Origin of the sequence: Haloechinothrix sp. LS1_15 (assembly GCF_033042135.1) — a bacterium.
Classification (GTDB): domain Bacteria; phylum Actinomycetota; class Actinomycetes; order Mycobacteriales; family Pseudonocardiaceae; genus Haloechinothrix.
Genome location: NZ_WBXM01000008.1, coordinates 108,121 through 128,972 on the forward strand (window position 1 = coordinate 108,121; position 20,852 = coordinate 128,972).

Below are 20,852 nucleotides of genomic sequence, written 5' to 3' on the forward strand. Positions count from 1 at the left end.
CCACAGTCTGTCGGATCACACCACGACCACTTTGCCCAACTCCGATGGAGTAGTGAGGAGCTCGTGGTGCGGCAGCACTCGCACCGTGTAACCGAGCGAACCGGCATGCGGCAGCGGCACCCGCGCGGCGAACCGGCCGTCACCGACGTGTTCCATCGACGCCGTGACCACGTCGTACAGTTCGTCGGCGTCACCGACCTTGCCGACAACGGCCTGCACGTCGACCTCGGAAGGTGACAGTCCAGCGAGGTCGACTGTGGCGTCCACACGGACCGGTGCGCCGACAACCAGCTCGCCCGCGTCATCGGTGCCGAACTCGGTCTCGATCACCCGGACATGGTGCCACCGCTGCTCCAGCCGTTCACGGTAACGTGCCACGGATCGTGCTCCCTCATGGTCGTGACCGTTCGCGGCGGCCACGGCGGCCGCGGCGGGCAGGTAGTACTGCTCGACGTACTCGGTCACCATGCGGGAAGCCTGCACTCTCGGTCCGAGGGTGGCCAGGGTGTGCCGCACCATCGACATCCACCCCGACGGCACCCCATCGGCATCGCGCTCGTAGAACAGCGGTGCGATGCGCTGGCCGAGCAGATCGTACAGCGCGGCGGCCTCGAGGTCGTCCCGGCGCAGCGGGTCGGACACACCGTCAGCGGTGGGGATCGCCCAACCGTTCTTCCCGTCGTAGCTCTCGTCCCACCAGCCGTCCTTGATGGAAAGGTTGAGCCCGCCGTTGAGCGCCGATTTCATCCCCGAGGTACCGCAGGCCTCCAGCGGGCGGGTGGGGTTGTTCAGCCACAGGTCACAGCCCCAGTACAGGTACCGTGCCAACGACATGTCGTAGTCCGGCAGGAACACGATCCGGTGCCGCACGGCCGGATCGTCGGCGAACCGCACCACCTGCTGGATCAGCGCCTTGCCGCCCTCGTCCGCCGGATGCGACTTGCCCGCGACCACCACCTGGATCGGTCGCTCCTCGTCGAGCAGCCGCTCGCGGAGCCGGTCGGGGTTTCGCAGCATCAGCGTCAGGCGTTTGTACGTCGGCACCCGGCGCGCGAAACCGACGGTAAGCACCTCCGGATCGAAGACCTGGTCGGTCCACCCCAGTTCCAGCGCGGAGGCGCCGCGCTGCAACCAGGAGGCACGCACCCTGCGCCGCACCTCATCGACCAGCCGCCTGCGCAGGGTGCAGCGCAGCTCCCACAGTTCGCGATCGGTCACTGAGTCGAGCCGGTCGGCGTCGCCCTCACCGTCCCCGCCGAGCAACGCGCGCAGCTCCCGCGCCAACCAGGTCGGTCCGTGCACACCGTTGGTCACCGAGGAGATCGGGATCTCCTCGGTGGGAAAGCCCGGCCAGAGACTGGTGAACATGCGGCGCGAGATCTTCCCGTGCAGCGCCGAGACGCCGTTGGCGCGCTGCGCGAGCCGCAATCCCATGTGCGCCATGTTGAACAGCCCGGGGTTGCGCTCCTCCCCGAGCTTGATGACCTGCTCGGCGTCGATGCCGGGGAGGAGCTTCCCGTCACCGAAGTAGCGCTGGATCTGCTCAAGCGGGAAGCGATCGATCCCGGCGGGCACCGGGGTGTGCGTGGTGAACACCGTCCCCGCACGCACCGCCTGCACGGCCTCGTCGAAGGCCAGCCCGTACCGGGTGATCAATTCGTGCGCCCGTTCGAGACCGAGGAAGCCCGCATGCCCCTCGTTGGTGTGGTACACCTCGGGACCCGAGTGGCCCGTCAGCGCGCAGTAGCGACGTACCGCGCGGACCCCGCCGATGCCGGCGAGGATCTCCTGGCGGATCCGGTGCTCCGAGTCTCCCCCGTACAACCGGTCGGTCACGCCACGCAACTCGTCGTCGTTGCTGTCTACATCAGAATCGAGCAGCAGCAGCGGCACCCTACCGACCTGCGCGATCCACACCTGGGCCGCCAGCTGCCGGTCACCGGGCATGGCGAGGGTGACGTGGGCGGGCTCACCGGACGGTTCGGTGAGCAGTTCCAGCGGCAGCCCGCTGGGATCGATGACCGGGTAGTGCTCCACCTGCCAGCCGTCGGTGGACAGCGACTGCCTGAAGTATCCCGAGCGGTAGAACAGCCCCACCCCGATGAGTGGCACGCCGAGGTCGGAGGCAGCCTTGAGGTGGTCGGCGGCCAGCACGCCCAGCCCGCCGGAGTAGTTCGGCAATGCCTCGGTGACGCCGAACTCCATCGAGAAGTACGCGATGCACTCCGGCGCCGTGCCGCCGGTAGCGCCGCTGGCGCGTTCGGTCGCCACGCGCTGGTACCAGCGTGGTTCGCACAGGTAGGTCTCCAGGTCTCCGACGGCGGCGTGCGCGCGCGCCACGAAATCCGGGTCGGCCGCGAGCCGTTCCAGCTTGGCGGGCGGCAGCTCGGTGAGGATCCGGAGCGGGTCACCCCCGACCTGCTCGGCCAGTTCGGGATCCATCGAGGCGAACAGGTCCCTGGTTGCGGGATGCCAGGTCCAGCGCAGGTTGGTCGCGAGCCTGCTCAGGCCGGCCAGCGGTTCCGGGATGCTGGCGCGCACGGTGAACCGTCGGACTGCTCTCATGACCGCCGAGCCTAGTGCCCGTTCCCCGTCGCGTGCTGGGTATGTCCCGTGCTGGGTATGCTGCCTCACCAGCACCCAGCTGGCGGGAACACTGTGGGGGGCCGATGACGGGACGGCGGAGACAACGAGCGGTACGGGTCCTCGCGTTACTCGCGGTGGCCGCTGTCGCGCTCACCGCCTGCGGGGACGAGCCGACCGCGGGTGAGGCGATCACCGAGGGGGACATCGCGGGACTTCCGGTGACCCACTTTCCCAGTGGGCTCGCCGACGACGCGCCGGAGCCGGAGATCGACGTCGACAACGTCACAGACTCCGAGGCGGACGGGCTGGCGACCGCCGCGAGCGAGGATCTGACCCGCTACTGGTCGGATGCGTTACCCGCTTACTTCCGCACCGTCTTCGAGCCCGTCGAGCGGCTGCTGTCCTACGACCCGGACACCGACGACTTCACGGTGTGCGGCCAGAGCGTGCGGGGCGAGGTCAACGCCTTCTACTGCCCGGCGGCGGACACGCTCGGGTGGGACAGGGAATCGCTGTTCCCGCTGCTGCACGACCAGTTCGGGCCGATGGGCATCGTGACGGTGATGGCTCACGAGTACGGCCACGCGGTGCAGCACCGGATCGCCGAACGCGCCGGGATCTCGGCGAACACCCCGACCATCGTCAAGGAGCTGCAGGCCGACTGCTTCGCGGGCAACTACTTCCGCTGGCTGGCCGAGGGGTCGAGCGACTTCTTCGAGCTCTCCACTTCGGAAGGCGTCAACCAGGCGCTCAGCGCGCTGCACTTCGTCAGGGACGCACCCGGCGATCTGCGCCACGACATCGCGGCCCACGGCACGGGCTTCGACCGCACCTACGCGTTCCAGCTCGGGTTCGAGAAGGATCCCACCTCCTGCGCGGACATCGACGAGCACACGGTCGACGAGCGGTCCACCCAGTTCGCCTTCAGCGAGCAGGACACACGCCGGGGTGACGTGCCCATCACCGCGGAGACCATCGAGCTGGCTACGGAAAGCCTCGACGCGGCGTTCGCCGACACCGCGGCCGCACGTCCCAGGGTGGTGATCTCCGAGGACGGCTCGTGCCCTGACGGTTCGGGAACCCCGCCCGCCTCGTACTGCCCGGACACCAACACGGTCTCCATCGAGTTGTCCGGCCTCGCCGCCCTCGGCGAACCCATCGATCAGCGCGCCGCCTGGTCCGGGGAACCGATCGCGGGGTTCGGCGACTTCGCCGCCTTCGCGGTGCTGGCTTCGCGCTACGCCATGGGCCTCCAGCGAGCGAACGGGCAGTCGCTCCACGAGACGGGAGCAGGGCTGCGCGCGGCATGCTACGTCGGATCCTGGGCGGCATTCGCCACTGAGCCACGGGCCGACGATCGGATCCTGCGGCTGTCACCAGGCGACCTCGATGAAGCCATCCTCGAGATGCTGCAGCCCGAGAGCCTGATCGCCGCGAACGTCGAGGGCGTGCCTGCCCCGGCCGGATTCACCCGGGTGGAGGCACTTCGGGTGGGCTTCACGGAGGGCGCGGGCAGCTGCCCCGCGACGTTCGAATAGCGCTGACGCTGGTCAGCGACCAGCACCCCGAAAAGCCGCGCCGAGCAGGCAGAATCCGTCCTCTTCGCGCTCCTGCCATCGCTTGACGCGTAACCTTACCGTGACGCACACTGTTGCGTAGTACCCAACAGTTGAGTACTACGCAACGAATCCGGCTCGACGTTACCACCCGTCACCATGCGTTAGGAGGCACCATGGCCGAGGTCCTCGACCCGCGAGTCACCGCTGCAGCCGCCGACCAGCCCGCGCAGAAGGTGGTCGAGACGCCTGCGGTCATGCTCTATACGCGGCTACGGAAGTCCCCTTACTTTTGGAAGTCGCGCGCGCACGGCGTGGCGGCCTACAGCGTGTACAACCACACCTACCACCCCCGGCACTACGGTGACCCGGTCGGCGAGTACTGGGCGCTGCTGAACGGCGTCACGATCTGGGACGTCGGAGTGGAACGCCAGCTGCAGATCTCCGGGCCGGACGCGTTCGACTTCACCAACATGCTGATCCCCCGCGACCTGTCCAAGTGCGCCGTCGGCCAGTGCAAGTACGTGTTCATCACCGCCCCGGACGGCGGCATCATCAACGACCCCGTGCTGCTGCGGCTGGACAGCGACCGCTTCTGGCTGTCGCTGGCCGACAGCGACGTCCGCCTGTGGGCGATGGGCCTGGCGCACGCGGGCGGCTGGGACGTCGACATCGCCGAGGTCGACGTCGCGCCCATCCAGGTACAGGGACCGAAGTCCCGCGAGGTCATGGTCGACCTGTTCGGCGAGTCGATCCTGGACGTGCCCTACTACTACCTGCGCGACTACACGCTCGACGGCATGGACGTCGTGGTCAGCCGCACCGGATACACCGCAGAGCTCGGCTACGAGATCTACCTGTACAACGCGAGCAGGGACGCGGGGCGGCTGTGGGACGCCGTCTGGCAAGCCGGTGAGCCCCACGGCATGCGGCCGATCGGCCCGTGCCACATCCGTCGCATCGAGGCGGGGATGCTCTCCTACGGCTCCGACATCACCCTCGACACCAACCCCATGGAGGTCGGATACGACTACAAGTGGATGGTCGACCTGGAGCAGGAGGCCGACTTCATCGGCAAGGACGCCCTGAAGCGGGTCCGCGAGCAGGGTGTCTCGCGCATCATGGTCGGCGTCGAGATCGACGGCGAACCGCTTGGCACCTACAACGACGGTTCGATGATCGAGCGATTCGGCGTGCTGGACGCCGACGGCTCCGAGGTCGGTAGCGTCACGAGCGCGTGCCACTCGCCGCGGTTGGAGCGCAACATCGGGCTGGCCATGGTGCCGGTCGAGCTCAGCGCACTGGGCACCAAGGTCGGTATCGAGACGCCGAGCGGCCTGCGTAACGGTCTTGTGGTCGAGAAGCCGTTCGTCGATCCGCGCAAGCAGACCCCGAAGGGGTGAGAGAGCCAACCAACCGACTGATTCGAAAGGCCGACCATGGCACAGCCCACTTCCCGGCTTCGCCCGCGGCAGGCGAAAGCCACGCTGCTCGACCAGCCGCGCTATGAGCTCATGCCGATTTCCGGTGTGATGGATCAGGCCGCCACGCTGCCGCCCGGTGCCGTGGTGACGGTGACCTCCTCGCCGCGCCAGGGTGCGGCGGCCACCGTGGACCTGGCGGTGCAGCTGGCCGAGCGGGGGCTGCGCGCCGTGCCACACCTCGCGGCACGGCAGCTCCACGACCGCGAGGAACTGATCACGATCCTGGACCGACTCGAAGCGGCGGGCATCGACAACGTGTTCGTCGTCGGCGGCGACGCCGCGGAGCCCGCTGGCCCGTATCCCGACGGGTTGACGCTGCTCGAGGCGATCGCCGCGCTCGGCAGGCTGCCTCGTCATGTGGGGATACCATCCTATCCCGACGGGCACCACGCGATCGACGACGCCACACTGCTGACCGCGCTGAAGAGCAAGCAGCTTTACGCGACCTACACGGTCAGCCAGATGTGCTTCGACGCGGCGAGGATCGGCCGCTTCAGCCGTGCCCTGCGCGGACAGGGCATCACGCTGCCGATCTACGCGGGCATTCCCGGCGTGGTGGACATGGCCAAGCTGTTGCGGGTGAGCTTGCGTATCGGGGTCGGCGACTCGGTTCGCTTCCTGCGCGGCAACAAGGCGGCCGCAGGCCGCCTGATCAGGCCGCGCGGTTACCGGCCGGACGGCCTCGTGCGCAAGCTGGGTGCCCAGGTACGCGAAGGCAAGGCGGATCTCGCGGGTCTGCACATCTACACGTTCAACCACATCGACGCGACCGTGCGATGGACGCACGGCAACCGGCGCCGGGTGGCGTCCTGATCACAGAGAGGGGGTTCGCCATGGCCATGCCGAATGATCTCGAGATCTCGCGGCACACTGTGCTCAAGCCGATCGGTCGCGTCGCAGCCGACATCGGTATCGCCGAGCACCTGGTCGAGCCGTACGGCAGGAATGTAGCCAAGATCTCGCTGGATGCCATCGGCGAGCGTGACGGCACGCGACGCGCCCGGTACGTCGTGGTCACCGCGATCACCCCGACACCGCTCGGCGAAGGTAAGACCACCACAACGGTCGGTCTGGGCCAGGCCTTCGATCACCTGGATCAGCGGGCGGTCATCGCGATCCGCCAGCCGTCCATGGGCCCGACGTTCGGCATCAAGGGCGGCGCGGCAGGTGGCGGCTACGCGCAGGTGGCCCCGATGGAGGCGCTCAACCTCCACCTCACCGGCGACATGCACGCCGTAACCGCGGCGCACAACCTGCTGGCCGCCATGCTCGACAACCACCTGCACAAGGGCAACGCCCTCGGCATCGACCCCCACACGATCACCTGGCGACGGGTCATCGACTCCAACGACAGGGACCTGCGGCAGATCGTGACCGGGCTCGGGGGCAAAGCCGACGGCACACCGCGGCAGACAGGTTTCGACATCACCGCAGCGAGCGAGGTCATGGCGATCCTCGCGCTGTCGACTTCACTGGCCGACCTGCGGCAACGGCTGGGCAGGATCGTCGTCGGCTACGACCACGACGGGCAGCCGGTCACCGCAGAGCAGCTCAAGGCGGCGGGCGCGATGTGCGTGATCCTTCGCGAGGCGATCAAACCGAACCTGATGCAGACGATCGAGCACACCCCCGTGCTGGTGCACTGTGGCCCGTTCGGCAACATCGCGCACGGCAACTCCTCGATCGTCGCGGACCGGATCGGCATCCGCGACACCGACTACCTGATCACCGAGGCAGGCTTCGGCGCCGACATGGGTGCCGAGCGGTTCTTCAACATCAAGTGCCGCACCTCCGGCATGGCCCCGGACGCCGCGGTGATCGTGGCGACCGTCCGGGCGTTGAAGGCACACTCGGGCAACTACCGGATCTCCGCGGGTCGCCCGCTGCCCGACGAGTTGCTCGCCGAGAATCCGGACGATGTCCGCGTGGGTGCTGCGAACCTGCGCAAGCAGATCGCCAACATCCGCGCGCACGGAGTGACGCCGGTGGTCGCGATCAACGCTTTCCCCACCGACCACCCCAGCGAGCGGCAGGCCATCATGGACGTCGCAGCCGAGGAGGGGGTCCGGGCGGCCACCAGCACGCACTTCACCGAGGGCGGTAAGGGGGCCGTGGAGCTCGCCGACGCGGTGGCCGAGGCCTGCAACGAGCCCGCGGACTTCCGGCTGCTCTACGAGGACGACCTCCCTCTTGTGGACAAGATCGACCGCATCGCCAGGGACGTGTACGGCGCGGACGGGGTGGACATTTCCCCCGCGGCGCAGCGGCAGCTGGCCACCTACGAGCGGTGTGGCTACGGCATGTTGCCGGTGTGCATCGCCAAGACCCACCTGTCGCTGTCGGCCGATCCTGCGCTGAAGGGGGCACCGACCGGCTGGCGCCTGCCGGTGCGCGAGGTGCGGGCCTCCGTGGGCGCCGGGTTCATCTACGCGATCTGCGGCGAGATGCGGACCATGCCGGGTCTGTCCTCCGCGCCCGCAGCGGAGCAGATCGACATCGACGACGCGGGCCAGATCGTGGGGTTGTCGTAGCGAAGGCCGATCGTCGTGCGTGGACACGATCAGATCGGCACGAGCGTGGTCGCCGGGAATGAGCGGGCCGTCCCCGTGCCAGTGGCCGGTCGCCTCCGGAGCGCGCTCGCCGTGAAGAGATCATGGTAGTTTCTTTATATGCAACCGTTGCGTATTATGCTCTGATATATCTATGATGTATGTATGCGCCCCGTCACACCACAGCAGCCGTCAGGCAGGTACCACCTGCCTGACCTGGTGACCCTTGAACCGGGGGCACGGAGTGTCAGCAGTCTCAGCGAGAAGGCCTACTACCTCCTCCGCGACAAGCTGATCACACTCGACCTGCCGCCAGGGGCCACGATCGACGAGCGTGCACTGCAAGCCGAACTGGGCGTCGGCAGGACCCCTATCAGGGAGGCCTTACGCAGGTTGGCCGATGACCGGTTGGTCCACGTGGCACCGCGCCGCGGCATGTTCGTCAGCCACGTCCACCTCGGGGACCTCAGCGCCATCAGCGAGGTCCGCATCGAGCTCGAATCCTATGCCGGGTACCTGGCCGCTACCCGCATCACCGCTGCCGATCGGGACGCGATGCACAGCATGCTCACGGAGCTCGACGATGATCACGCGGCGAGCGATCATCGGGAGTTGATCCAACTCGACCTGCGCACCCACCGCCTGGTGCACCGGGCTACACAGAACGCCTACCTGGCGGCCACGCTCGAGGAATACTACGTCCACAGTCTACGGATTTGGTTCCTCGCGCTCGACCGACTCCCCCGGCTCGACCGTGCCGTGCACGAGCACCGCGAGCTACTGGAAACCGTGCTGGACGGCAATCCGCGAGCCGCCGAGCAATGCCTTCGCAAACACGTCGCCGGATTCGAAGGCGAGATACGGGCAGTGCTCTAGCCGGCTGGTGCACTGTCACCGACCAGCACCCGACAGCTCCATACCGCTCCGAACCCTTCGCCGTCCCGCGATCGTCGATAGGAGACGCCATGACCACCGCGAAAACGCTGCCCGACCGAGCCGACGTCGTCGTGATCGGCGCGGGGATCGTCGGGAACTCGCTCGTCCACCACCTGGCTCAGCTCGGCTGGCGCAGCATCGTGCTGCTCGACAAGGGGCCGCTGCCCGATCCCGGTGGCTCCACGGGCCACGCCTCCAACTTCTGCTTCCCGGTTGACCACTCCAAGGAGATCACCGCCTTGACGGTGGACTCCATGCACCAGTACGAGAAGCTCGGCACGCTGACCGCCTGCGGGGGGATCGAACTCGCGCGTAACGCCAGCCGGGTGGACGAGCTCCACCGGCGCATGGCCTCGGCCAACGCCTGGGGTGTGCACGCCGAGCTGATCACCCCGGCGAAGGTGGCCGAGCTCGTGCCGTTCATCGACCCGAGCGTGATCCAGCTCGGTTTCTGGGAACCCTCGGCGGCCGTGGTCGACCCGTTACAGTCCGGCGCACTGATGCGGGAACAGGCCAACGCGCTCGGTGCGCTGACCATCTCGGCCAACACCGAAGTGCTCGACATCAGCGTCACCCGGGGGCGGTTCGACCAGGTACGAGCGGTGCACACCGATCGTGGCGACATCGAGACCGACACCGTGGTCGTCGCATGTGGAGTGTGGAGCGCGCGTATCGCCGCCATGGCGGGTGCGCGGCTGCCGCTGACCCCGGCGGTGCACCAGATGATCGACGTCGGGCCGATCCCGGAGTTCGCCGAAACCCACACCGAGGTCGCCTACCCGCTCATCCGTGACATGGACCCGCTGATGTACGAGCGGCAGAGCGGCGCCGACCTCGAGATCGGTTCCTACGCGCACCGCCCGATCCTGCACGACGCCGACGACATCCCGTCGCTCGAAGCCGCACAGCTGTCCCCTACCCAGCTACCGTTCACCAGCGACGACTTCGACCAGCAGATGGAGGACGCGCTGGAGCTGTTCCCCGGCATCCTCAACGCTCCCGGAGCGGGCATCCGGCACGCCATCAACGGCCTGCTGTCGGTCACCCCGGACGGTAGCCCGCTGCTCGGCGAGACGCCCGAGGTGAAAGGGCTGTGGTCGGCGGCAGCTGTGTGGATCAAGGAAGGGCCCGCGGTGGGCAGGATGCTGGCACAGTGGATGACCGACGGTACCACCGAGATCGACCTGCACGGCGCCGACGTCGCCCGCTTCTACCCGAACCAGCGGACCGCCACGCACGTGCGTGCCCGCGCGGAGGAAGGCTACAACAAGATCTACGGGATCGTGCACCCGAACGAGCAGTGGGCCTCCAACCGCGGGCAGCGCCGCTCCCCCTTCTACCCGCGCGAGGTCGAACGCGGGGCGGAGTTCTTCGAGGTCGGCGGTTGGGAACGTCCACACTGGTACGAGTCCAACGCCCCGCTGCTCGACGAGTTCGCCGACCGGATCGCCGAGCGTCCGCACGAGTGGGACTCGCGGTGGTGGTCGCCGATCATCGACGCCGAACACCTCGCCATGCGCGAGCGGGTCGCCGCGATCGACCTGAGTGCTTTCGCCCATTTCGACGTCTCCGGCCCCGGCGCGCTCGCCTACCTGGAGCGGATGGCGATGGCCCAGGTCGACAAGCCCGTCGGCAAGGTCATCTACACGCCGATCCTGGACTACCGGGGCGGCTTCCGCAGCGATCTGACGATCGTGCGGCTCGGCGAGGAATCCTTCCGCGTCATCACCGGCGGCGCCGACGGGGCGCGCGACAGGAAGTGGTTCACCGACCACCTGCCCGCCGACGGTTCGGTCGCCTTCGCCGAGCTGACCTCGGCTGTGTGCACGCTGGGTCTCTGGGGCCCACGTGCGCGCGAGGTGCTGTCCGCGGTCACTGAGGAGGACGTCTCCGCAGAGGCGTTCGGGTTCGGCACCGCGCGGCACATCACGGTGGACGGGGTGCCGGTGCTCGCGCTGAAGATCTCCTACGTCGGCGACCTCGGCTGGGAGCTCCACGCTCCGTTCGATCAGGGCCTGCGGCTGTGGGACGCGATCTTCACGGCAGGTGCCGAGCACGGCATCGTGCCTGCGGGCATCGGCGTGTACGGCACCACCGGCAGGCTCGAGAAAGGCTATCGGCTGATGGGGGCCGAGCTGGAGGCCGAGTACGACCCGGTCGAGGCGGACCTGGCGCTGCCGAAGGTGAAGTCGGCCGACTTCAATGGCAAGGAGGCCTACGTCGCCGCCCGTTCCCACCAACCGGCTGCCCTGCTGTGCACACTGACCGTCGACGACCACACCGGCACCTCGGGCAACGTCGGCACTACCCGCTACCCGCAGCCCCACTCGCCGGTGCTGACCAGCTCGGGTGAGCGGATCGTGGACAGCAAGGGCAGGGGAGCCTACGTCACCAGCGCGGGCTCGGCTCCCTCGCTCGGTACGTACCTGCTGATGAGCTACCTGCCCCCGTTCCACGCCGTTGAGGGAACCAAGCTGCTCGTCGAGTACTTCGGCGAGCACTACCCGGTCACCGTGGCGCGTGTCGGTAGGACGCCGCTGTTCGATCCAGAAGACCGGCGCATGAAGGCATGAAAGGGGCCAGGCCATGGATGTACTGGTATGTGTCAAGCGGGTGCCCGCGCCGGGCGGGAAGCTCCTGCTGACCGAGGACGGCCTGAGCGTGGACACCCGTCACCTCGGGTTCACCATCGGCCCGCACGAGGAATGCGCCGTTGAGGAGGCGATCCGCATCGCGGCCGAGCACGGCGGCAGCGTCACGGTGCTCAGCGCGGGCCCGCCCGAGACCGAGGAGCAGTTGCGCTACGCGCTGTCCATGGGCGCCGATCACGGGGTACTGGCCGAGGTCGGTGCGACGGAACTCGACCCGGAGGCCACCGCCGCGGCACTGGTGGAGACCATCCGCACGCTCGAGTCCGAGAGCAAGCCCTTCGACCTGGTGCTGTTCGGCAACGAGACCGCCGATGCCGGGCACTATCAGGTCGGGGTCAGGGTGGCCTGCGCGCTCGGGCTGCCGATAGTCGGCGGGATCAAGGGAATCGAGCTCGTCGGTGGCCAGGCTCGAGTGCAGCTGAAGCGCGACGTCTCCGACGGGGTGGAGGTCTACGATACCCCGTTGCCTGCGGCGGCCGCTGTGAAGGAAGGCCTGAACCTGCCCCGCTACCCGAGCATCAAGGGCCGTCTCCGGGCCAAGAAGGCACCGCTGCGCACGCTGCGGCCGACCCCGGAGCCCGGCGGGTTGCGGACCGTCCGGCTGCGCCAGCCCCCCGAGAAGGAACACGCGACCGTGGTGCTCGGCCATGGTGCCGAAGCCGCCGAGGCCGTGGTCGACGTGCTGGCCGAGAAAGGATTGGTGTGAGCCATGCTGCTGGTCGTCGTCGAGGAGCAGGCCGGATCCCTCTCCGGCGGGTCGCTGGAAGCCGTCAGCTGCGCCAGGGAACTCGCCGAGGGCAGCGCCGAGGCGCTGCACGCGGTCGCGTTCGCGGAGAACACCGACCATGCCGCCGACCTGGCCGCGCCGCTGTCGAAGTACGGGGTGGCCGCGCTGCACCTGCTGACCGGTGAGGCGATGGCGGAGTACTGCCCCGAACTGTGGGGACGGGCCATTGCTGAACTGATCGAGCACACCGACGCCACCGGCCTCGTCGGTCCCGCCTCGGACCGGGGCAACGAGCTGCTCGCGCACGCGGCCGCGCGCACCGGGCAGCCGTTCGCCAGCAACTGTGTGGCCGTCGAGCCCGGTGAAGTGTGGACACTGACCCGGCTACGCGGCGGCGGGATCCTGCTGGAAGACGCCGAGCTGTCCGGCCAGGTGAGGATCGTCAGCCTGGCTCAGGGAGCCGTGGAGCCGGTCGAGGCCGCCACCACGCACGAGGTCGCGGTGCGGGAGTTCACCCCCACGCTGGGCGAGTCCCTGCCCCACAGCAGCCTCGCCGAACGCACCAGCAGGGGCTCGGGCATCACCCTGGCCACCGCCCCTGTGGTGGTCTCCGGCGGTCGCGGTGTCGGCAGCGCGGAGGGCTTCGCCGCGCTCGAGGAGCTGGCGGAACTGGTCGGCGGCGCGGTGGGATGTTCGCGCGTGGCCACCAACAACGGGTGGCGCCCGCACAGCGACCAGGTCGGCCTGACGGGCACCAAGATCGCTGCGGACCTCTACATCGCCTGCGGGATCAGCGGCGCCACCCAGCACTGGGTGGGGTGCATGGGCGCCAAGACTATCCTCGCGATCAATACCGACCCGGAGGCGCCGCTGGTCAGCCGCGCCGACTACGCGGTGATCGGAGATGTGCACGATGTGCTGCCAGCGGTGGTAGAGAGGGTGCGGGCCCGCCGGGAGGCCGCTGCGAGCTAGCGTGCTCACCTCCTCGGACAACGGCTCCGTAACCCTCGTGCGGCTGCGTGTGCTTGACGTCAATTCCTTGCTGCCCACGATGTAGACTTGCAAGCCGTGGATATCACCAACGACGACCGTGCACCTGGCCGCGTCCAGTCCGTCGAACGGGCGGTGACCATCCTCGAGTTTCTCGCCGCGAACGGGTGGTCCGGGGTCACAGACGTCGGGAACGCTCTCGGTGTCCACAAATCGACGGCGTTCCGGTTGTTGAACACCCTGGAAGGCCGCGGCCTCGTCGAACAACATGTCGACAGCGGCAAGTACCGCCTCGGCTTCGGGCTGCTCCAACTCGCCCACGCGGTGACCGTGGGCCCCGACATCCGCAGGCAGGCGCAGCCGGGATGTGAGTGGCTGGCACAGCACACCGATGAGACGATCACGCTGTCGGTGTGCGAGGAGCACGAATCGGTCACCATCGATCAGATCGTGTCCACCTCCACGGTGGCCAGCCGGAGCTGGCTCGGCAGGCGGATTCCGCTCCACGCCGCGGCGTCCGGCAAGATCTTCCTCGCCTCGATGCCCGAGGAGGAGTTCGAGGAGGTGATCAAGGGCCCGCACGAACGGTTCACCGAGGGCACCATCACCGACCCCCGGTCGCTACGCGAGGACATCGAACGGTCCCGCTCCAACGGCTACGCCACCACAGCCGAGGAGTTCGAGGAGGGGTTGAGCTCGATCGCCGCCCCTGTCCTGGGATTCGAAGGCGACGTGGTCGCTGCCATCAGCATCTCCGGCCCGACCTACCGCCTGGACGGCGAGCGCCTGGCCGAATTCGCCCCCCTGATCCTGGAAGCAGCAGCCCAGGCATCGGCGGGCTTCACCTACGAGTGGCACGGCCACACAGCCACCGCGACGGACATGTCCGGCGAGGGCGGGCAGGCGTAGGTGGTGAGCCGAAGGGCCCCTTCGGTACATATCCAGTACCGGAGGGTCCCTTCGGCTCACCACCTGCGCGCTAGAACAGGGCGCTTGCCAGGTCCCTGCGCGCCTTGAGAACCCGCTCGTCGTTCGGGTCGAACAGCTCGAACAGCTCGACGAGGTGGTTGCGTACCCGGTCCCGATCGTCCCCCGCAGCGCCGCGGATGGTCCTGATAAGCCGGTCGAATCCCTGCTCGACCTGCTGCTGTGCCACCGCGAGGTCTGCCGCGGCCAGCTGCGCATCGATGTCACCAGGATCGGCGTCGGCGCGGGCGACGACCTGCGGGTCGATGCCCGAGGTGCGGGCGAGGAAGCGGGTCTGCCGCAGCGCGGCCACCGCCTCCTCGTTGTTCGGCTCGGCCTCGACGATCCGCTGGTAGGCCGCCTCCGCGGCGGCGAAGTCACCGCGTGCCAGTGCGTCCTCAGCCTCGGTGAACCGGGGATCCTCCTGCTCGTCCTGCTCCGCACCCTGCTGCGCGGCCTGCTCGGCGGCCGCGATACCGGGCAGCTTGTCCCGCAGCGCGTCGAGCAGCGTATTCAGCCAATTGCGGATCTCCTGCTCGCCGAGCGCCCCGCTGAACGCGTCCACCGGCTGGCCGCCTGCGACGGCGATCACCGTGGGCAGCGACTGGGCGCCGAACAGCTGCGCGATGCGCTGGTTGGCGTCGACATCGACCTTGGCGAGTACCCAGGAGCCGCCGTACTCGGCAGCGAGCTTCTCGAGCACCGGGCTCAGTTGTTTGCAAGGCTGACACCAGTCGGCCCAGAGATCGACCACGACCAGGGTGTTCCTGGACCGGTCCACCACCTCGGCCTGGAACGTCGATTCGGTGACATCGACGACCACACCACCGGCTGGCGCGGCATCCTGCGCCCCGCCACTGCCCGGCGTACCCTGCTGACGCGCCGCGTCAGCGCGTTGCTTGAGGCCGGAGAGGTCCACCGCACCCGACAGCGCGGCCGCGGCCGCTTGCTGGTTCGCTTGCCTACCTTGTTGTCCACCTGGCTGTCCACCTGCTTGTGTCACGATCCCATCGTGACACGGATGACCACGCCGGATCCTGCGAGGTCGCGGCGACGGCGAACCGGGATCCACCGGAATCCGAGCAGCCCTCTCCTTCGCTGGTAGTTTCAGGCGTATGGACCGCAGCCCGCTCCCGTTCGACCCCATCGCTCGGGCCGCCGAGCTGTGGGAGGAGCAGATCGGCCCGTCGACGACGATGGCGGCCGTCACCGGCATCATGCGCGTGCAGCAGATCATCCAGACCGCGGTCGATACCGCGCTGAAACCGCACGGATTGACGTTCGCCCGGTACGAAGCGCTCGTGTTGCTGACCTTCGCCCGACGCTCCAGCCTGCCCATGCGAGTGATGGGTGAGCGGTTGCAGCTGCACCCCACCAGCGTCACCAACATCGTCGACCGGCTCGAGCGGGACGGACTGGTGGTGCGCAAACCGCACCCCACCGATCGCCGTACCACCCTCGTCGAGATCACCGAGGAGGGCCGCCTGCGCCGCAAGCAGGCAACCACGGCCGTCAACGAGATCGACTTCGGGCTGCACGGGCTCACCCACCGGCAGACCGAGCAGCTCATCGACCTGCTCACCCGGGTGCGCAAGGCTGCGGGCGACTTCCGTTCCTGACGCGCGACAACCCGCCACCGAGGTCCGGCGGCTCCGGCCGTGGTCACACTGCCAGGGCTGAGGGCCCGCCTTAGCTGTCACCCTCGCAGGCGTTGCGGAGGTTGGTGAACGCCTTGGCGATGGCATCGCCGAGCCCACCGACCTCACCGAGCACCTGCGGGTCCGCGAGCACCCCGATCCGCACACTGCCGCGGTAGACGGTGACCGCCACGGACAGTGCCTGACCGAGTGCCAGCGGAGCCAGTGGCCAGATCTGCCGCAGCCGGGCACCGTCCAGAGCTAACGGCACGTCTGGCAGCGGCACCGTGCTGACCATCGTGTCGAACAGCAGCGGCGATACCTGCGCGGCCAACGGGGTCGTCACCCGATGCATCCCGGCGGGAACAGCTTCGGCGAGTAGCGGGAAGGCCCCCGCGCCCCGCTCGGGCCCGCGACGCTTGTTGCGCTGCATGGCACCGGTCACCATCCGGACTCGCTCGATCGGGTCTGTGGTCCCGGCTGGCAGGTCACACAAGTATCCGGACAGGTGGTTACCACCCTCGCCCGCGGCGTCGCGCCTGCTCCGCACACTCACCGGAACGAACGCGCGCAGGTTCCATTCACTGCCTGCCGCGGCGCCGTCCCGGTTCCGGATCCAGTCGCCGAGTCCGCCCGCGATGACCGACAGCACCACATCGTTAAGTGTGCCTCCCGTCCATTTGCGTACGCGGTGCATCTCATCGGTGTCCAGCCGGACGAAGGCGGCTTCCCGCCGGGAGGATCCTGCCAGCATGCTGGTGACAGGGGAGCTGGCAGCCAGCGGCCGCACCGCGGCGAGCGTCGACAATGCCACGCCCGCCAGCCGCTCTACCCGCCTGCGCACCCCGGATGCCGCCGCGACCGCATCGGCTGCGGTGCCGGGCAAGTCCCGTAATGTGCGAGCGGCCCAGCCCGCCAACGCCGCGGGCCCCGGCAGCGTTGGCGGGGTTGATGGGTCCGAGTCGGCAGGCCGCGCCTGCCGCCCACGCCCTGGCGGCACCCCGTCCAGCAGCGGCGCGGCCACCGAGAACGAACCGGCCGCGTCGGCGAGGGCGTGGTGCATCTTGAACACCACGGCGAACCGGCCGTGCGCCACGCCGCCGAACACGTGCGCCTCCCACGGCGGCCGGCCCTCGAGTAGCGGCTGTGCCATCACGGTCGCTGCGGCGGCTTCGAGCTGTTCCGGCTGGCCGGGACGGGCGAGCATGTGGGTATGGATGTGATCGGCGGGGTCGAAGGTCGGGCACCGGCGCCAGGCCTTGCCTGCCGGTGGCCACCAGGTGTCGGTCGCGGTTCTGGCCAGCTCCGGCACGGCAGCCGCCCGTTCGGCCAGCAGCCTGCCGATGCGGGCCGGATGGACCGGGCAGTCGGGTTCGAACACCAGCGCGGCGCCCAGGTGCATAGGGCGATGGCTGCCCTCGAGGCACAGGAACGACACATCCAGTCCGCTGAGCCGCGTGGCGGCGCGATCAACCGGCCCGCCAACCGAGCGAGCAACCACTGCCCTCTCCTTACGGTGTTCCGCAGTTGCCTCTCCACCCGATCGTCCGGGGACGCGCGAGCACGAACCGGGACCACGCCATCGCGCCCGAGCAGAAAAGCATCTATTGTCCACACTGAATAGCGGCACGACTCGAAGACGTCAAAGCGCACACGTACCGGGACCGCACCGGCACGTCCCCGAACTCGATGCGCCCCGCATGAGCCGGATTCCCGTACCGCACCCCAACGTAGTCGCGAGAAGCGCGTTAAGGTAATCCGCCGATCGGGTGCCATTGCTCCGAAAAGGTGTCGGGATTCCACCACACAGCGGCACTGCCACGGCGCTCGCCGTAGTCCGCGCTCCGCTCGCATCGGGACACGCGCGGGGCAGCTCAGGCCATGGCCGGGCGCTCACCAGTCACCAGCGCCACACCACCACGGCCGGTGCAGCCGGGACCGTCGAGCCTGCCGGTCCGCAATGCCCACGCCTCGAACCACCAGGTGAACAGCGGCGGCACGCCCGCGGCCAGCGCCAGCGCCAGCGTGCGGTAGCTCCAGCCGAACACCCGGAAAGTCGCCAGCGTCACCGCGACGTAGGCGAGAAACAGCACACCGTGCACCAAGCCGGCGACGGGAACGCCGCCCTCACCGAGGCCGAGGATGTACTTGGCGAACATGGCAGCGAGCAACGCCACCCAGGAAAGCGCCTCCGCGATGGCCACGGCCCGGAACACCGTTACCGCTGTGCCGAACACGGTTACCTCCTCGAGTTGTGCCTGCCGCCACGCGATCGCGTCGCGACCGGCTCGCTGGTTCGCCGCCGCATGGCCAGACCTGCATCTTCAGCGGCACGAACCCGTTTCACTAACCCAGTGTGCAGCGTGACCACGCTCACCAGGGGTATGGGGTGCACTTGCCGTCCCCGGTGTTCGGGTGAGATGTTGAATCACCCGAACACGTGAAGATGACGTTGCCGTAGTGCACGGGAAGCCGGTTCCAATCCGGCGCGGTCCTCGCCACTGTGACCGGAGGGCCCGTCCCATGACGCCACTGGGCGCACAGCGCCTGGGAAGGCGGGACGGGCAGGGCATCAGCCCAACTCCGGGAGCCAGGAGACCGGCTACGGCGACCGACGCAAGACGAGCCACGAAGGATGGTTTGCTTGACAACATCATCATGGCGGTCATCACGACCGTCGAGCCACCGCCGATCGCCGGGTGCGTCGCGCGCCCGCGTCACCCTGTCCCTCTGCGCCGTCCTCGCCCTCGGCCTCGCCGCCTGCGGTACCGATGAAGCCCCCGGCTCCGAGGAGGAGCAAGCAGAGGTCATCCGAAACTGCGACGTCGACGTCCCCGTCGACGAGCCGCCCGAGCGGCTCTTCGCCGCTTACCAGCCCGCCATCGAGATGGCCCACGCCCTCGGTGTCAGCGACCGCCTGGTCGGCACCGCCTACCTCGACGCCGAAGTGCTACCGGAGTATGCCGAGGCGCAGCAGGGCCAGCGGTACTACGAGAACCTGCCCAGCCGCGAGGCGTTGCTCGAGACCGAGCCCGACTTCGTGCTGTCGGGATTCAACGGAGCCTTCACCGACGAGCAGTTCGGCACCAGGGCTAGCCTGCGCGAGCTCGGCATCGAGAGCTGGATCTTCAGCCCGCTGTGCCCCAGCGAGGACGGCATGGACGACGAGACCATCGACCCCTCCGCGGTCACCATCGAGGCGATCTACTCGGATCTGCGCGAGCTCGGCACGGTCTTCGGCGCGAGTGACCGCGCCGAGGAGATCGTCGCGGACATGCAGGCGACGATCGACGAGGTGCGAGACACCGTCAGCGAAGCCGGAGACGGGATCGAACGGCCCTCGGTGGCCGTGGCACGCCCGGACGGCGACGGGTTCCGCGTGGCAGCGGGCCCGGACTTCACCACCGAACTGGTGAAACACGCCGGGGGCGAGAACGCCTTCGCAGATCTCGAACAACGGCGCAACATGGACGTCAGTACCGAGGAGATGATCGCTCGCGATCCCGATCACATCTTCGTCGACGTCTGCTGTGACGCCGAGATGACCGCGGCCGACGCCGCGGACGACGTCGAGGCCATCCTGTCCGATCCGGCGCTGGCCAACATCGAAGCGGTAGCCGAGGGCAACGTACACGAGTTCACCTTCGCCAACCGCTCGGCAGGAGTGCGCAGCGCTCCGGTGATCGCCGAGATCGCCGCGACCATCCACCCCGAGCTGTTCTGAGAGGAGGCCCGATGGCTGTGACAGTAGCCACCCGCCAGGGCCTCCGGACCGCCTCGGTAGCCGCGATCACCACGCTCCTCGTAGCCGGTTGCGCAGCCACCGACGGTAACGGTGGCAGCGACGGGGGCGAGCAGGCCACCGAGACGATCACGAGTTGCGGCGTGGAGATCACTACCGACGAGGCGCCCGAGCGTGTGTTCGCCGCCTACCAGCCGGCTATCGAGATGGCCTATGCCCTCGGAATCGAGGATCGGCTGGTCGCTACCGCGTTCATCAACAACGAGATCCTCGAGGAGTACGCCGGGGCGCATGCGGGGCAACCGTTCTACGAGCGGGTACCGAGCAGGGAAACCGTGCTCTCCTACGAGCCGGACTTCATCCTCACCAGCGCCTACCGGCTGTATACCGAGGAGGGCATCGGCTCGCGAGACGGGTTGGCCGCTATCGGCGTGGACACCTGGCTGTCCGCAGTCGCCTGCCCCGACGCCGACGGCGAGCGCATGGCCGAGTTGCAGAGCATGGACAACGTCTATAGCGACCTGCGCCAGCTCGGCGAGATCTTCGATGTCCGCGAGCGCGCCGACGAGCTGATCGCCGAGTTCTCCGGAACCATCGAGCGCGTCGAGGAGGCCGTCGCACAGGCGAATCACGAGCCCACGTTGGCGATCGCCCGGCCGGATTCCGACGGCTTCCGTGTCACCGGCGGCCTGGACTTCTCCACCGAGATCTTCGAGATGGCGGGTGGGCGCAACGCTTTCGGTGATCTGGATGTCTCCGGCCCGCACACGGTCAGCACGGAGGAACTGATCAAGCGCGATCCGGACTACATCCTGGTCGACACCTGTTGTGGTCCCGAGCTCACGCCCTCCGACGCAGAGGAGGACGTCGAGGCGATCATGAACGATCCGGCTCTGGCGAACCTCACCGCGGTGAGCGAGGGCACCGTGCTCGAGTTCGGCTTCCCCGACCGGTGGGCGGGCGTGCGAGCAGCATCCACAGTAGAATCGCTCGCCGAGATGCTGCATCCCGATCTCGTCGGGTAGGGC

General features: G+C 68.4%; 16 protein-coding genes and 1 riboswitch. Of the genes, 12 read left to right on the forward strand and 4 right to left on the reverse strand.

Annotated elements, in window-relative coordinates:
* Positions 1-15 precede the first annotated feature (15 nt).
* Positions 16-2,565, reverse strand: coding sequence for an alpha-glucan family phosphorylase (gene glgP, locus F8178_RS13855; protein ID WP_317495186.1), 2,550 nt, complete (start codon positions 2,563-2,565; stop codon positions 16-18).
* 104 nt (positions 2,566-2,669) lie between these two features.
* Here glgP and F8178_RS13860 point away from each other — a divergent pair, with 104 nt between their 5' ends.
* From F8178_RS13860 to F8178_RS13900, 9 genes are all read left to right on the forward strand, one after another.
* Positions 2,670-4,124, forward strand: coding sequence for a neutral zinc metallopeptidase (locus tag F8178_RS13860; RefSeq protein ID WP_317495187.1), 1,455 nt, complete (start codon positions 2,670-2,672; stop codon positions 4,122-4,124).
* A 194-nt stretch (positions 4,125-4,318) separates the two neighbouring features.
* Positions 4,319-5,545: a glycine cleavage T C-terminal barrel domain-containing protein gene (locus tag F8178_RS13865; protein ID WP_317495188.1), complete on the forward strand. Its 1,227-nt coding sequence runs from the start codon at positions 4,319-4,321 to the stop codon at positions 5,543-5,545.
* 36 nt (positions 5,546-5,581) lie between these two features.
* The gene (locus tag F8178_RS13870; protein ID WP_317495189.1) at positions 5,582-6,439 is read left to right on the forward strand and encodes a methylenetetrahydrofolate reductase; all 858 of its coding nucleotides are present in this window, start codon (positions 5,582-5,584) and stop codon (positions 6,437-6,439) included.
* Positions 6,440-6,459: 20 nt separating this feature from the next.
* A complete protein-coding gene (locus F8178_RS13875) occupies positions 6,460-8,157 on the forward strand; it encodes a formate--tetrahydrofolate ligase (RefSeq protein WP_317495190.1) in 1,698 nt (565 codons plus the stop codon).
* A 183-nt stretch (positions 8,158-8,340) separates the two neighbouring features.
* The gene (locus tag F8178_RS13880; RefSeq protein ID WP_317495191.1) at positions 8,341-9,051 is read left to right on the forward strand and encodes a GntR family transcriptional regulator; all 711 of its coding nucleotides are present in this window, start codon (positions 8,341-8,343) and stop codon (positions 9,049-9,051) included.
* 89 nt (positions 9,052-9,140) lie between these two features.
* A complete protein-coding gene (locus tag F8178_RS13885) occupies positions 9,141-11,684 on the forward strand; it encodes an FAD-dependent oxidoreductase (protein ID WP_317495192.1) in 2,544 nt (847 codons plus the stop codon).
* A gap of 13 nt (positions 11,685-11,697) precedes the next feature.
* Complete coding sequence (locus F8178_RS13890) at positions 11,698-12,468, forward strand: electron transfer flavoprotein subunit beta/FixA family protein (RefSeq protein ID WP_317495193.1); 771 nt, start codon at positions 11,698-11,700, stop codon at positions 12,466-12,468.
* A gap of 3 nt (positions 12,469-12,471) precedes the next feature.
* Entirely contained in the window at positions 12,472-13,461 is a 990-nt protein-coding gene (locus F8178_RS13895) for an electron transfer flavoprotein subunit alpha/FixB family protein (RefSeq protein ID WP_317495194.1), read from the forward strand.
* 96 nt (positions 13,462-13,557) lie between these two features.
* Positions 13,558-14,388, forward strand: coding sequence for an IclR family transcriptional regulator (locus tag F8178_RS13900; protein WP_317495195.1), 831 nt, complete (start codon positions 13,558-13,560; stop codon positions 14,386-14,388).
* Between the two features lie 70 nt (positions 14,389-14,458).
* On the opposite strand, the gene F8178_RS13905 is transcribed toward F8178_RS13900, so the two are convergent.
* Positions 14,459-15,448 (reverse strand): tetratricopeptide repeat protein, encoded by a 990-nt coding sequence (locus tag F8178_RS13905; RefSeq protein ID WP_317495196.1) that lies wholly within the window; start codon positions 15,446-15,448, stop codon positions 14,459-14,461.
* Positions 15,449-15,560: 112 nt separating this feature from the next.
* On the opposite strand from F8178_RS13905, the gene F8178_RS13910 reads away from it, so the two are divergent.
* Complete coding sequence (locus tag F8178_RS13910; protein ID WP_317495197.1) at positions 15,561-16,064, forward strand: MarR family transcriptional regulator; 504 nt, start codon at positions 15,561-15,563, stop codon at positions 16,062-16,064.
* A gap of 70 nt (positions 16,065-16,134) precedes the next feature.
* Here F8178_RS13910 and F8178_RS13915 read toward each other — a convergent pair whose 3' ends face one another.
* Both F8178_RS13915 and F8178_RS13920 read right to left on the reverse strand, forming a co-directional pair.
* Complete coding sequence (locus F8178_RS13915; protein ID WP_317495198.1) at positions 16,135-17,583, reverse strand: wax ester/triacylglycerol synthase family O-acyltransferase; 1,449 nt, start codon at positions 17,581-17,583, stop codon at positions 16,135-16,137.
* A gap of 373 nt (positions 17,584-17,956) precedes the next feature.
* Entirely contained in the window at positions 17,957-18,319 is a 363-nt protein-coding gene (locus tag F8178_RS13920; RefSeq protein ID WP_317495199.1) for a DUF3817 domain-containing protein, read from the reverse strand.
* Between the two features lie 204 nt (positions 18,320-18,523).
* Positions 18,524-18,704: riboswitch (cobalamin riboswitch) on the forward strand.
* A gap of 22 nt (positions 18,705-18,726) precedes the next feature.
* On the opposite strand from F8178_RS13920, the gene F8178_RS13925 reads away from it, so the two are divergent.
* Together F8178_RS13925 and F8178_RS13930 are read left to right on the forward strand one after the other, a co-directional pair.
* On the forward strand, positions 18,727-19,806 hold the full coding sequence (locus tag F8178_RS13925) for an ABC transporter substrate-binding protein (RefSeq protein WP_317495200.1): 1,080 nt from the start codon (positions 18,727-18,729) through the stop codon (positions 19,804-19,806).
* An 11-nt stretch (positions 19,807-19,817) separates the two neighbouring features.
* Positions 19,818-20,849 carry an ABC transporter substrate-binding protein gene (locus F8178_RS13930; protein ID WP_317495201.1) on the forward strand — a complete coding sequence of 344 codons (1,032 nt, stop codon included), beginning with the start codon at positions 19,818-19,820 and terminating at the stop codon, positions 20,847-20,849.
* Positions 20,850-20,852 lie beyond the last annotated feature (3 nt).

Coding starts and splice junctions, on each gene's coding strand:
- F8178_RS13865 (WP_317495188.1), top strand. CDS start 4,319: ATGGCCGAGGTCCTCGACCCGCGAGTCACCGCTGCAGCCGCCGACCAG.
- F8178_RS13895 (WP_317495194.1), top strand. CDS start 12,472: ATGCTGCTGGTCGTCGTCGAGGAGCAGGCCGGATCCCTCTCCGGCGGG.
- F8178_RS13880 (WP_317495191.1), top strand. CDS start 8,341: ATGCGCCCCGTCACACCACAGCAGCCGTCAGGCAGGTACCACCTGCCT.
- F8178_RS13870 (WP_317495189.1), top strand. CDS start 5,582: ATGGCACAGCCCACTTCCCGGCTTCGCCCGCGGCAGGCGAAAGCCACG.
- glgP (WP_317495186.1), bottom strand. CDS start 2,565: ATGAGAGCAGTCCGACGGTTCACCGTGCGCGCCAGCATCCCGGAACCG.
- F8178_RS13910 (WP_317495197.1), top strand. CDS start 15,561: ATGGACCGCAGCCCGCTCCCGTTCGACCCCATCGCTCGGGCCGCCGAG.
- F8178_RS13860 (WP_317495187.1), top strand. CDS start 2,670: ATGACGGGACGGCGGAGACAACGAGCGGTACGGGTCCTCGCGTTACTC.
- F8178_RS13875 (WP_317495190.1), top strand. CDS start 6,460: ATGGCCATGCCGAATGATCTCGAGATCTCGCGGCACACTGTGCTCAAG.
- F8178_RS13890 (WP_317495193.1), top strand. CDS start 11,698: ATGGATGTACTGGTATGTGTCAAGCGGGTGCCCGCGCCGGGCGGGAAG.
- F8178_RS13930 (WP_317495201.1), top strand. CDS start 19,818: ATGGCTGTGACAGTAGCCACCCGCCAGGGCCTCCGGACCGCCTCGGTA.
- F8178_RS13885 (WP_317495192.1), top strand. CDS start 9,141: ATGACCACCGCGAAAACGCTGCCCGACCGAGCCGACGTCGTCGTGATC.